Genomic DNA, 12,530 nt, shown 5'->3' with positions numbered 1-12,530 from the left:
CCCCTGTATGGAGACCAGCATGAATTTCATCAAAACTATCGTCGCTGCTGGCTTGGTCGCCGCAACGACGACGGCGGCGTTCGCTGCCGATATCACGGGTGCCGGCGCGACTTTCCCGTTCCCGATCTATTCGAAGTGGGCTGACGCCTACAAGAAGGAGACCGGCAACGGTCTGAACTATCAGTCGATCGGTTCCGGCGGCGGTATCAAGCAGATTCAGGCCAAGACCGTGACCTTCGGCGCCAGCGACGCGCCGCTCAAGGCCGAGCAGCTCGAGAAGGACGGCCTCGTTCAGTGGCCGATGGTGATGGGCGCGATCGTCCCCGTCGTCAACCTCGAGGGCGTCAAGGCCGGCGAGCTCGTGTTCGACGGCGAGACCCTCGCCAACATCTATCTCGGCAAGATCACCAAGTGGGACGACGCCGCGATCAAGAAGCTCAATCCGAACGTGAAGCTGCCGTCGGACGCGATCACCGTGGTCCGCCGCTCGGACGGCTCGGGCACCACCTTCAACTTCACCAACTACCTCTCCAAGGCCAGCGCGGACTGGAAGAGCAAGGTCGGTGAGGGCACCGCGGTCGAATGGCCGGTCGGCGTCGGCGCCAAGGGCAACGAAGGCGTGTCGGGCAACATCAGCCAGACCAAGAACTCGATCGGCTATGTCGAGTACGCCTATGCCAAGCAGAACAAGCTGACCTACACCGGTCTCGTCAACAAGTCCGGCAAGCCGGTTCAGCCAACTGTCGAAGCCTTCCAGGCGGCCGCTTCGAACGCCGACTGGGCCAAGGCTCCCGGCTACTACGTCATCCTGACCGACCAGCCCGGCGACAAGTCCTGGCCGATCACCGCGGCGACCTTCATCCTGATGCACAAGGAGCCGGCTGATAAGGCGGCGTCGAAGGAAGCCATCAAGTTCTTCGCCTGGGCGTTCAAGAACGGCGCCAAGGCGGCCGAGGAGCTCGACTACATCCCGATGCCCGAGAGCGTCGTGAAGCTGATCGAGAAGACCTGGTCGGCCGACATCAAGAGCTAAGCTCTCCTGTTCCGGAAGGCGGCGCGGCTGCGAAAGCCGCGCCGCTGGTCCGGAGCTCTCGCGAACGATCGTTCTCCGGGCCGGTGCCGCAATGGCGAACCATCCGGGGCACGCGACAGCAACTTAAAAAAACGTATAGTCAGTACAGGGGATCGGCGTGGCAGAGATGGCTGTCGAGAGCAATGTAGTAGATGCCGCCGGACCGTATGATCGCGCCAAGGCATTGAGCGCGTTCAAGCTCGGTGACCTCACCTTCTACTGGATCACGCGCCTCAGCGCGATCTCCGTGCTGCTGATCCTCGGCGGCATCATTGTTTCGCTGATCGTCGGTGCCTTCCCGGCGATGAAGGAATACGGCATCTCCTTCTTGTGGACGCAGCGCTGGGCGCCGTCGGCAGATCCCCCCGTGCTCGGCGCGCTCGGCCCGATCTACGGCACGCTCGTCACCTCGTTCATCGCGATGGCGATCGCCATTCCGGTCGGACTTGGCATCGCCATCTTCCTCACCGAGCTCTGCCCGCAATGGGCGCGCCGCCCGATCGGCATGGCGATCGAGCTGCTCGCCGGCATCCCCTCGATCATCTACGGCATGTGGGGCTTCTTCGTGCTGGGCCCGTTCCTGGCCAACACCTTCCAGCCGTTCATGATCAAGATCTTCGACGGCATCCCCGTGCTCGGCGCGATCTTCGCAGGTCCCCCGTCTTATCTCAGCCTGTTCAACGCCTCGCTGATCCTCGCCATCATGGTGCTGCCCTTCATCACCTCGATCTCGGTCGACGTGTTCAAGACGGTGCCGCCGGTGCTCAAGGAAGCCGCCTACGGCGTCGGCTGCACCACCTGGGAAGTCGTCCGCAGCGTCGTGATCCCCTACACCCGCGTCGGCGTCATCGGCGGCGTCATGCTGGCGCTCGGCCGCGCGCTCGGCGAGACCATGGCGGTGACCTTCATCATCGGCAACTCGTTCCGCATCTCCTCGTCGATCTTCGCCCCGGGCACCACGATCTCGGCGGCGATCGCGTCCGAGTTCGCCGAAAGCGACGGCCTGCACCAGTCCGGCCTGATCCTGCTCGGCCTCCTGCTGTTCGTGCTGACATTCTTCGTGCTCGCAGCCGCGCGCCTGATGCTGCTGCGTCTCGAAAAGAAAGCGGGGAAGTAACATGAACCCGATTTACGCACGCCGCCGCCGCATGGACATCGTCATCCGCGCGCTCTGCCTCGCCGCCGCCGCCTTCGGCGTCACCTGGCTCGCGCTGATCCTGCTGACGCTGTTCTACAACGGCCTGACCGGGCTCAACCTCCAGGTCTTCACCGAAAACACCCCGCCGCCCGGCTCGACCGAGGGCGGCCTACTCAACGCCATCGTCGGCTCGGTGATCATGACCGTGCTCGGCGTCGGCATCGGCGCGCCGCTCGGCATGTTCGCCGGTACCTATCTCGCCGAGTACGGCCGCAACGACAAGCTGACCTCGGTGATCCGCTTCATCAACGACATCCTGCTGTCGGCACCCTCGATCATCATCGGCCTGTTCATCTACGGCGCTGTGGTGGTGCCGATGCGCGGCTTCTCGGCGATCGCCGGCTGCCTCGCGCTCGCCGTGATCGTCATTCCGGTGGTGCTGCGCACGACTGAGGACATGCTGCTGCTGGTGCCGAACGCATTGCGCGAGGCGGCCTCCGCGCTCGGCCTGCCGCGTTCGCTGGTGATCAAGCGCATCGCCTATCGCGCCGCGCGCTCGGGCCTCATCACCGGCGTGATGCTGGCCACCGCCCGCGTCGCCGGCGAGACCGCGCCGCTGCTCTTCACCGCGCTGTCGAACCAGTTCTTCAGCCTGAGCCTGAACAAGACGATGGCCAACCTGCCGGTGACCATCAACAACTTCGTGCAGAGCCCCTACGCCTACTGGAAGCAGCTCGCCTGGAGCGGCGCCCTGCTGATCACGTTGACCGTGCTTGCCTTGAACATTGGCGCGCGCATCCTGAGCGCCGAGAGGACCGCAAAATGAGCGATATGTCAGTTACCGTCAGTACGCCCGTTCAGCACGGCTCGCAGCCGCTACCCGAAGCCCCGGCCAAGGTGACGGTGCGCAACCTCAACTTCTATTACGGCGAGCATCACGCGCTGAAGAACATCAACCTGACGCTCGGCACCAACCGCGTCACGGCGTTCATCGGCCCGTCGGGCTGCGGCAAGTCGACCCTGCTGCGCATCTTCAACCGGATGTACGACCTCTATCCGGGCCAGCGCGTCACCGGTCAGTTGATGCTCGACCAGACCAACATCCTCGACCCCAAGCTGGACCTCAACCTGCTGCGCGCCCGCGTTGGCATGGTGTTCCAGAAGCCGACGCCGTTCCCGATGACGATCTACGAGAACATCGCGTTCGGCATCCGCCTCTACGAGAAGATCTCGAAGTCCGAGATGGACGACCGCGTCGAGAAGGCGCTGCGCGGTGGCGCCCTCTGGAACGAGGTCAAGGACAAGCTCAACGCGTCCGGCCTGTCGCTCTCGGGCGGCCAGCAGCAGCGCCTCTGCATCGCCCGCACCGTCGCGGTGCGGCCCGAGGTGATCCTGTTCGACGAGCCCTGCTCGGCACTGGACCCGATCTCGACCGCCAAGGTCGAGGAGTTGATCCAGGAGCTGTCCGAGAACTACACGATCGCGATCGTCACCCACAACATGCAGCAGGCGGCCCGCGTCTCTGACAAGACCGCCTTCATGTATCTTGGCGAGCTGATCGAGTTCGACGACACCAGCAAGATCTTCACGTCGCCGAGCGATCGGCGGACGCAGGATTACATCACCGGCCGGTTCGGCTGAGGAGACGGGATATGGGTTCTGAACATACCGCAAAGGCCTTCGACACCGACCTCCAGGAGCTCACGCGCCTGGTCGCCGAGATGGGCGGCCTCGCCGAGCGCATGATAGTCGATTCCGTCGACGCGCTGATCCGCCGCGACGTCGCGCTCGGCCAGCGCGTGGTCGCGACCGACGCCGAGATCGACGCGCTCCAGAAGAAGATCGAGGAGCGCGCCGTTCTCACCATCGCCCGTCGCCAGCCGATGGCGGTGGACCTGCGCGAAATCGTCGGCGCGATGCGCGTCGCGACCGATCTCGAGCGCATCGGCGACCTCGCCAAGAACATGGGCAAGCGCGTCGCGGCGCTGGAGACGGACTTCCATCCGCTCAAGCTGTTCCGCGGCCTCGAGCACATGACCGACCTCGTGCAGCAGCAGGTTAAGTCGGTGCTGGACGCCTACGCCGCGCACGACCTGCCGGCGGCGATGGCGGTGTGGAAGGGCGACGAGGAAGTCGACGCCATCTGCACCTCGCTGTTCCGCGAGCTCCTCACCTACATGATGGAGGATCCGCGCAACATCTCGTTCTGCATCCACCTGATGTTCTGCGCCAAGAACATCGAGCGCATCGGTGACCATGCCACCAACATCGCCGAGACCGTGTTCTACATGATCGAGGGCCAGGCGATCACCGACAAGCGGCCGAAGGGTGACATGACGACCTTTGCCACAACGGTCCCGAATAGCTGAAGAGTCAAGGAGCGACGACACCATGGGCGCACGCATTATGGTGGTTGAAGACGAGGAAGCTCTCACCGAGCTGCTTCGCTACAACCTCGAAGGCGACGGCTATGACGTCGAGACGGTGATGCGCGGCGACGACGCCGACACCCGTCTCAAAGAACACATCCCCGACCTGATCGTGCTCGACTGGATGCTGCCGGGCCTCTCCGGCATCGAGCTGTGCCGGCGGCTGCGCACCCGCCCGGAGACCAAGCAGCTGCCGATCATCATGCTCACCGCGCGCGGCGAGGAGAGCGAGCGGGTGCGGGGGCTTGCGACCGGCGCCGACGATTACATCGTCAAGCCGTTCTCGGTGCCGGAGCTGCTGGCGCGCGTGAAGGGCCTGCTCAGGCGCGCAAGCCCGGAGCGGCTCGCCACCGTGCTCGCCTATGGCGACATCGAGCTCGACCGCGACAAGCGCCGCGTCGCGCGCTCGGGCCGGCCGATCGATCTCGGCCCGACCGAATATCGCCTGCTGGAGTTCTTCCTCGAGCATCCGGGCCGCGTGTTCTCGCGCGAGCAGCTGCTCGACAGCGTCTGGGGCCGTGACATCTACATCGACGAACGCACCGTCGACGTGCATATCGGCCGCCTGCGCAAGCTGCTCAATCTCGGTCGTGAGCAGGACCCGATCCGCACTGTCCGCGGCGCCGGCTACGCGCTCGACGACCGCTTTGCGAAGGCGGAGCAGACGTAAGAACGATTGCAAGCGAGCAAAATAAAAGCGCGCCAAGTGGCGCGCTTTTTTATGTCACGGGTCGTCCCGGTCGCGTGCCGGGACGATGTCGTTTGAAGCAGCGTTCAGCGCGTGCCGGGCTTTGCCGGCGCACGGCGACGATCCGCCGCCGGCTGGTAGGCGACGCGCGAGTGCTGCGCGCAATAGGGCAGGCCGGAAAGCGCCTTGCCGCCGCAGAAGAAGAAATCCGGGCTCGAGGGATCGCCGACCGGCCAGTGGCAGGTCGCCTCGTTCAGCTCCAGCAGCGACAGCCGCTGGCTCATCGGCACCACGTTATCGTAGGTGACCGGCTCGGCCTCCACCTCGACCTCGAAGGCCTGCGCCAGTGCGGTGTTGCCGCGCGAGATCGGACGGCTCACGCGCATCATGTGCTGCGCGGGGCGGGCCTTGCGCGGCCGGGGCGCTGCCGATGAGGGGCTCTTGGCGCGGCCGGACAGGCCGAGCCTGTGCACTTTGCCGATCACGGCATTGCGGGTCACATTGCCGAGCTCGGCCGCGATCTGGCTGGCCGAAAGTCCGGCCTCCCAGAGCTTCTTCAGCTGCTCGACGCGATCATCGGACCAGGTCAAAACCGTCATTGCACCCTTTCCCTCGCTGCCGGCCAGCCATCCTGGGGCCTCACAGCGAATGCCTAAGCCTTGAAAAACCCGTGCCGCCAGAATCCCTTAAGGCTCGCCGGGCACGCAGGATGCGCCCGAACGTTTACGCCGGTACATGAGGACTCTTGGGATCAGAACTGCTGCACGAGATGTCGTATCTGACAGTCCAAACGCTACAATATGGCGTGACTCGCGCGCAAGAGTCCGCCGACTCGCTTCCACATGTTCCGTGGTGAAAATCCCGCAAAATCGGCACCGCAAGACTACGGATTCAGCGTTTCCCGGGGCTTTCGGGCGGCATTGACACCCGTCTCACCAGGCATAAGATAGTCGCACGTGCCGCCCTTAAAAGGCGGCACGTTTCGTTTTCCGGGCCGGTCAATGGTGCGTTGCGCAATGCACTCAAGCCGTCCGCAACATCCAAGTGATCGTCATGACCAACAGCGCCGCGCCGCATTTGCTCCCCGTTTTCGCCAGGGCCGACCTCGGTTTCGAGCGCGGCGAAGGCTGCTGGCTGATCGCGACCAATGGCGAGCGCTATCTCGACTTCACTTCGGGCGTCGCGGTGAACGCGCTCGGCCATGCCCATCCCGCGCTGGTCAAGGCGTTGCAGGAGCAGGCGACGAAGCTGTGGCACATGTCGAACCTGTTCCAGAGCCCCGACGGCGAGAAGCTCGCCGCGCGCCTGTGCAGCGAGAGCTTTGCGGACTTCGTGTTCTTCTGCAATTCGGGCGCCGAAGCGCTGGAGGGCGTGATCAAGCTGGTCCGCCATCATCACTTCTCCAAGGGGCATCCGGAGCGCTACCGCATCATCACCTTCGAAGGCGCCTTCCACGGCCGCACGCTGGCAACACTGGCTGCAACGGGATCTGCAAAATATCTCGAAGGTTTCGGTCCGCCGATGGACGGCTTCGACCAGGTGCCGCATGGCGACATCGAGGCCGTGAAGAAGGCGATCGGCCCGCAGACCGCCGGCATCCTGATCGAGCCGATCCAGGGTGAGGGCGGCGTGCGTTCGTCGCCGCCCGCCTTCCTCAAGGCGTTGCGCCAGCTCTGCAACGAGAAGGGCCTGCTGCTCGCGTTTGACGAGGTGCAGACCGGCATGGGCCGCACCGGCGATCTGTTCGCGCATCGGCGCACCGGCGTGACGCCTGACGTGATGTCGCTGGCGAAAGCGCTCGGCGGCGGCTTCCCGATCGGCGCGGTGCTGGCGACCGCAGAGGCGGCCTCCGGCATGGGGCCCGGCTCGCACGGTTCGACCTTCGGCGGCAATCCGCTCGCGATCTCGGCTGCGAACGCCGTTCTCGACGTCATGCTCAAGCCCGGCTTCTTCGATCACGTGCAGAAGATGTCGCTGCTGCTCAAGCAGAAGCTCGCCTCCGTGATCGACCGTCATCCCGACGTCGTCAGCGAAGTGCGCGGCGAGGGGCTCCTGATCGGCATCAAGGCCGTGGTGCCCTCCGGCGATCTGGTCGCGGCGCTGCGCAACGAAAAATTGCTCACGGTCGGCGCCGGCGACAATGTCGTGCGTTTCCTGCCGCCTCTCATCGTCACCGAAACCGAGATCGAGGATAGCGTCGCGCGGCTCGAGCGCGCCTGCACGGCCCTTGCCGGCAACAAGCGGGCGGCAAGCTGATGAGCAGTTCACCCAAGCATTTCCTCGACATCAACGAGCTGCCGCTGACGGAGCTCAAGCGCATGCTCGCCGCATCCTCCGCGATGAAGGCGAAGCAGAAGGCGCACCAGCCGGTGAAGCCGCTCGAAGGCAAGACGCTGGCGATGATCTTCGAGCGTCCCTCGACCCGCACCCGCGTGTCGTTCGACGTCGCCATGCGCCAGCTCGGCGGCGAGCCGATCATGCTCACAGGCGCCGAGATGCAGCTCGGCCGCGGCGAGACCATCGCCGACACCGCGCGCGTGCTGTCGCGCTATGTCGATGCCATCATGATCCGCATCCTCAACCACGAGGCGCTGCTGGAGCTTGCGCAACATGCGACCGTGCCCGTGATCAACGGCCTGACCCGGCGCTCGCATCCCTGCCAGGTGATGGCCGATCTCATGACCTATGAGGAGCATCGCGGCCCGATCGAGGGCCGGACGGTGGCCTGGACCGGTGACGACAACAACGTTCTCGCTTCTTGGGCGCACGCCGCCGAGCGCTTCAAGTTCAAGCTCAATGTCGCAACGCCGCCGGAGCTCGCGCCGAAGAAGGTGATGCGCGACTGGATCAAGGCGACGAACGCGCCGATCGTGCTCGGCACCGATCCGGAGGCGGCCGTAAAGGGCGCCGATTGCGTTGTCACCGACACCTGGGTGTCGATGGGCGACAAGGAAGGCGAGCACCGTCACAACGTACTCAAGCCTTACCAGGTCAATGCCAAGCTGATGTCGCTGGCCAAGCCCGACGCGCTGTTCATGCACTGCCTGCCGGCTCATCGCGGCGAGGAGGTCACGGATGAGGTGATCGACGGCCCGCAATCGGTCGTGTTCGACGAGGCGGAAAACCGCCTGCATGCGCAGAAGGGCATTCTGGCCTGGTGCTTCGACGCGGTGAAGTAGGCGCGTTGGAATTCGCCGCGGCCGCCTCATACACTATCGTCGTCCCTGCGAACGCAGGGACCCATACCGCGGTCACTCTCTTGTGGCAGGCTGGCAGAGGCTGACCAGTCTTCGCCGAACTGCAGCCTGTGGTTATGGGTCCCGGGCTCGCGCTTCCGCCTTCGCCCTTCGGCGGACAAGTCGCGCGCCCCGGGACGACATCGAATTTGCGTTATCGCGTGCCATGATCACTGCTCCCGGAACACGCTGCTCTGCAGCCCTTCCATTTTCGCCCTCCGACCCCAGATAAAGCGCCATGGTTTTCCAATCCCCTGACATGAAAACCGGGCCTGAAGGCCCGGTTCGCGCGCCATCAGCGGTTCCGATCGATGACGCTGTGCTGCCCTACGAGGTCGACGCGCTCGACGTGCGCGGTCGCCTGGTGCGGCTTGGTCCCGCGCTCGACGAGATCCTGACCAAGCACGATTATCCGGCGCCGGTCGGCAAGCTGCTCGGCGAGGCCATCGTGCTGACGACGCTGCTCGGCTCGGCGCTGAAATTCGAGGGCCGCTTCATCCTGCAGGCCCAGACCGACGGTCCGGTGTCGTTCCTGGTGGTCGACTACCAGGCGCCGGATCGCCTGCGCGCCTATGCGCGCTTCGATGCCGCGCGCCTTGGTGATGCCAGGGATTCCGGCGCGCTGCTCGGCCACGGCCATCTCGCCATGACCATCGACCAGGGTCCCGACATGAGCCGCTACCAGGGCCTTGTCGCGCTCGACGGCGGTAGTTTGGAAGATGCCGCCCACGAGTATTTCCTGCGCTCCGAGCAGATCCCGACCAAGGTGCGCCTTGCGGTCGGCGAGGAGTGGCGCAGTAGCGACGGCGGCAAACATCGCTGGCGCGCCGGCGGCATGCTGATGCAGTTTCTGCCGAAAGCGCCGGAGCGCGCGCGGCAGGCCGACCTGCATCCCGGCGACGCCCCGGAAGGCGCCGAAGTGCACAGCATTGCCGAGGACGACGCCTGGGTCGAGGCGCGGTCTCTGATCGAGACCGTCGAGGATGTCGAGCTGATCGATCCGGAGCTGTCCGGCGAGCGGCTGCTCTACCGTCTCTTCCACGAGCGCGGCGTGCGCGTGTTCAAGCCGTTGTCTCTCAAGGCGCAATGCTCCTGCTCGCGCGATGCAGTCGCGTCCATGCTGAAGAGTTTTTCGCCTGACGATCGCGCCGCGATGGTCAAGGACGACAAGGTCGTCGTGACCTGCGAGTTCTGCAGCTCGGTGTATCAGTTCACGCCGGATGAGGCGGGCGTCGAGGACGCGTAAGGGTACTGCCGGTCAAGTGCTCGGTGCCGTAGGGTGGGCAAAGGCGCAAAGCGCCGTGCCCACCATGCCACCGCACTCGCGATGTTGATTGGTGGGCACGCTTCGCTTTGCCCATCCTACGGCACCGCCCTAGTTCAACACCCGCTTGCTGTCCGGGCTGTCCAGCGAGAACGTCGGCACCTCGATCTCGAAACGCTCGCCGCTTTCGCTGACCATCTGGTAGCGGCCGGTCATGAAACCGGAGGCGGTCGAGAGCGGCACGCCCGAGGTGTATTCGAAGCGCTCACCGGGGGCGAGGATCGGCTGCTCGCCGACCACGCCCTCGCCCTTCACCTCCTGCTGGCGGCCGGAGGCGTCGGTGATGATCCAGTGCCGCGTCTTGAGCTGCACGGTCTCCTCGCCGGAATTGGTGATGACGATGGTATAGGACCAGAAAAAGCGCGAGCGGTCGGCCGACGATTGCTCCGGAACAAAGTTCGGCTCGACGGTCACTTCGATCTGGCGGGTCACGGCGCGGTACATGACCGCCATCATAACGAAATCCGGCTCCGGAACCAAACGCCCGAGGTGGTTTTCACGACATCGTCCCGCCAGAATTCGCGAGGAAGTAGACCCCCAAATGTGATCCGGCCGCTTTGCGAGATAATGGCCGGAGCTGTAAACTCCTTCATGCGTCGCGACTTGCGCAAGGGTGTCTAGGCCCCGATGACCATTGCCGACCAAGTGACGGGATCGATCGCGGGAACCGCAAAACCGCGCGCGGCCGCCCCGGCCATCTCGCTGCCCGCCATCGGCGAGCGCGAGCTCCGGCTCGACCTGTTCCGCGGCCTCGCGCTGTGGCTGATCTTCATCGACCATCTGCCGCCGAGCCTTCTGACCTGGTTCACGATCCGCAATTACGGCTTCAGCGACGCCACCGAGATATTCATCTTCATCTCCGGCTACACCGCCGCCTTCGTCTACGGCCGGGCGATGCTGGAGAGCGGCTTCGTCATTGCCACCGCGCGCATCCTGCGGCGCGTCTGGCAGATCTACGTCGCCCACGTCTTCCTGTTCACGATCTTCCTCGCCGAGATCTCCTATGTGGCGACCAGCTTCGAGAACCCGCTCTACACCGAAGAGATGGGGATCATGGATTTCCTCAAGCAGCCCGACATCACCATCGTGCAGGCGTTGCTGCTGCGCTTCCGCCCCGTCAACATGGACGTGCTGCCGCTCTACATCGTGCTGATGCTGGCGTTGCCGCTGATCCTGTGGTCGATGAAGTGGAAGCCCGACGTCACGCTGGCGCTCTCGGCCGTGCTCTATGCGGTGACCTGGGAATTCGATCTCTACTTCTCCGCCTATCCGAACGGCTTCTGGGCGTTCAATCCGCTCGCCTGGCAATTGCTGTTCGTGTTCGGCGCATGGTGCGCGCTCGGAGGTGCGCGGCGCATGTCGCGTATCCTGGCCTCGCCGGTGACGATGTGGATCGCGATCGCCTATATCGTTGCGGCGTTCTACGTGACGCTGACCTGGTACGTGCCGCAGCTTTCGCATTTGATGCCGAAGCGGCTCGAGCAGTGGATGTATCCGATCGACAAGACGGACCTCGATGTGCTGCGCTTCACGCATTTCCTGGCGCTGGCCGCGCTCACCGTGCGCTTCCTGCCGCGGGAATGGCCGGGCCTGAAATCGCCCTGGCTGCGCCCGCTGATCCTGTGCGGCCAGCACTCGCTCGAGATCTTCTGCCTCGGCGTCTTCCTCGCCTTTGCCGGCCATTTCGTCCTGGCCGAAGTCTCCGGCGGCGCGGTCATGCATGCGCTGATTAGTCTCTGCGGAATCCTGATCATGTGGGGCGTGGCCTCTGTCATTTCGTGGTACAAGCGCGTGGCTGACAAGAGCGGTGCGAAAACCAAAAACGCCGTCGGCAACGCCGATCTGGCGGGAGGGGGCTGATGAAGGCGAAGGTTCTCCTGAGCCTGGTCCTGCTATGCGGTAGTCTCGCCGCGCCCCAGGCGCGCGCGGGCGATGCTGCGTCTGCTGCCGCTCCTGCCGCGCCGGCAGCCTGCGAATTGCCGTCCTATCTGCTCACCAGCGAGAGCCAGCTTCCCAGGGTCGCCGATGCGGTTAAGACGGGCAAACCGCTCGAAATCCTCGTCATCGGCAGCGGTTCGACCAGGATTCCGGCCTCGGAGGACAGCTCCTATCCCGCGCGGATGCAGGTCATTTTGAAGGACAAGTTGCCGCCGCCAGAGGTCGTGCACGTCTCCGTAGAAATACAGAGCAAGAAGACGGCCGAGGAGGCGGCCGGGACCTTCGTTAAGCTGATGGAAGCAAAAAGGCCTACTTTGGTCATCTGGCAGACCGGGACCGTGGATGCTATCCGAGCCATCGATCCCGACGATTTCCGCGGCGCTGTGACCTCAGGGGTTGCCGCGCTGCAAAATGCAGGGGCTGACGTCGTCTTGATGAATTTGCAGTACAGCCCGCGTACCGAAACCATGATCTCGGTGCCGCCATATCTCGACAACATGCGGGTGGTGGCGCAGGAGCATGACGTCCCGCTGTTCGATCGTTTCGCAATCATGCGGCAGTGGAATGATCAGGGGCAGTTCGACCTGTTCAGCCCGTCCCGCGGGCCAGAGCTGGCGAAACAGGTCCATGATTGCCTGGGCCGGGCGTTGGCACAGTTCGTGATCGACGCTGCCCATCTGGGGCCGGCCCAGCAGCAGAATTGAG

13 protein-coding genes are annotated in these 12,530 nt (G+C 64.5%); 11 read left to right on the top strand and 2 right to left on the bottom strand.

The features are described 5' to 3' along the window. The first annotated feature begins 19 nt into the window (after window positions 1–19). The 6 genes from pstS to phoB all read left to right on the top strand — a co-directional run bounded on the left by pstS (window position 20) and on the right by phoB (window position 5,309). Window positions 20–1,033, top strand: a complete 1,014-nt coding sequence (gene pstS, locus FOM02_RS42765; RefSeq protein ID WP_027564824.1) for a phosphate ABC transporter substrate-binding protein PstS — start codon at window positions 20–22, stop codon at window positions 1,031–1,033. Between the two features lie 166 nt (window positions 1,034–1,199). Next, a complete protein-coding gene (gene pstC, locus FOM02_RS42760) occupies window positions 1,200–2,189 on the top strand; it encodes a phosphate ABC transporter permease subunit PstC (protein WP_027564823.1) in 990 nt (329 codons plus the stop codon). A 1-nt stretch (window position 2,190) separates the two neighbouring features. Beyond that, window positions 2,191–3,036 (top strand): phosphate ABC transporter permease PstA, encoded by an 846-nt coding sequence (gene pstA / locus FOM02_RS42755; RefSeq protein ID WP_035730482.1) that lies wholly within the window; start codon window positions 2,191–2,193, stop codon window positions 3,034–3,036. After that, window positions 3,033–3,851 carry a phosphate ABC transporter ATP-binding protein PstB gene (pstB, locus tag FOM02_RS42750; protein ID WP_027564822.1) on the top strand — a complete coding sequence of 273 codons (819 nt, stop codon included), beginning with the start codon at window positions 3,033–3,035 and terminating at the stop codon, window positions 3,849–3,851. The genes pstA and pstB overlap by 4 nt, the downstream gene beginning before the upstream one ends. 11 nt (window positions 3,852–3,862) lie before the next feature. Then, entirely contained in the window at window positions 3,863–4,579 is a 717-nt protein-coding gene (gene phoU, locus FOM02_RS42745) for a phosphate signaling complex protein PhoU (protein ID WP_027564821.1), read from the top strand. A 22-nt stretch (window positions 4,580–4,601) separates the two neighbouring features. After that, a complete protein-coding gene (gene phoB / locus FOM02_RS42740; protein WP_008143479.1) occupies window positions 4,602–5,309 on the top strand; it encodes a phosphate regulon transcriptional regulator PhoB in 708 nt (235 codons plus the stop codon). 104 nt (window positions 5,310–5,413) lie between these two features. Here phoB and FOM02_RS42735 read toward each other — a convergent pair whose 3' ends face one another. After that, a complete protein-coding gene (locus FOM02_RS42735) occupies window positions 5,414–5,926 on the bottom strand; it encodes a GcrA family cell cycle regulator (protein ID WP_027564820.1) in 513 nt (170 codons plus the stop codon). Window positions 5,927–6,380: 454 nt separating this feature from the next. Between FOM02_RS42735 and FOM02_RS42730 the strand changes: the two genes are divergently transcribed. The 3 genes from FOM02_RS42730 to FOM02_RS42720 all read left to right on the top strand — a co-directional run bounded on the left by FOM02_RS42730 (window position 6,381) and on the right by FOM02_RS42720 (window position 9,809). After that, a complete protein-coding gene (locus tag FOM02_RS42730) occupies window positions 6,381–7,583 on the top strand; it encodes an aspartate aminotransferase family protein (RefSeq protein ID WP_027564819.1) in 1,203 nt (400 codons plus the stop codon). Next, on the top strand, window positions 7,583–8,506 hold the full coding sequence (gene argF / locus FOM02_RS42725) for an ornithine carbamoyltransferase (protein WP_027564818.1): 924 nt from the start codon (window positions 7,583–7,585) through the stop codon (window positions 8,504–8,506). The genes FOM02_RS42730 and argF overlap by 1 nt, the downstream gene beginning before the upstream one ends. A gap of 295 nt (window positions 8,507–8,801) precedes the next feature. Beyond that, window positions 8,802–9,809 (top strand): Hsp33 family molecular chaperone, encoded by a 1,008-nt coding sequence (locus FOM02_RS42720; RefSeq protein ID WP_027564817.1) that lies wholly within the window; start codon window positions 8,802–8,804, stop codon window positions 9,807–9,809. Between the two features lie 129 nt (window positions 9,810–9,938). Here FOM02_RS42720 and apaG read toward each other — a convergent pair whose 3' ends face one another. Then, window positions 9,939–10,331, bottom strand: a complete 393-nt coding sequence (gene apaG / locus FOM02_RS42715) for a Co2+/Mg2+ efflux protein ApaG (protein ID WP_027564816.1) — start codon at window positions 10,329–10,331, stop codon at window positions 9,939–9,941. Window positions 10,332–10,514: 183 nt separating this feature from the next. On the opposite strand from apaG, the gene FOM02_RS42710 reads away from it, so the two are divergent. Then, window positions 10,515–11,747: an OpgC domain-containing protein gene (locus FOM02_RS42710; protein WP_027564815.1), complete on the top strand. Its 1,233-nt coding sequence runs from the start codon at window positions 10,515–10,517 to the stop codon at window positions 11,745–11,747. Continuing rightward, the gene (locus FOM02_RS42705; protein ID WP_027564814.1) at window positions 11,747–12,529 is read left to right on the top strand and encodes an SGNH/GDSL hydrolase family protein; all 783 of its coding nucleotides are present in this window, start codon (window positions 11,747–11,749) and stop codon (window positions 12,527–12,529) included. Before FOM02_RS42710 ends, FOM02_RS42705 begins: the two co-directional genes overlap by 1 nt. Window position 12,530 lies beyond the last annotated feature (1 nt).

The sequence above is a fragment of the Bradyrhizobium sp. SEMIA genome, from assembly GCF_014844175.1.
Taxonomy (GTDB): domain Bacteria; phylum Pseudomonadota; class Alphaproteobacteria; order Rhizobiales; family Xanthobacteraceae; genus Bradyrhizobium; species Bradyrhizobium arachidis.
This window is presented reverse-complemented; position numbering and strand designations above follow the sequence as displayed.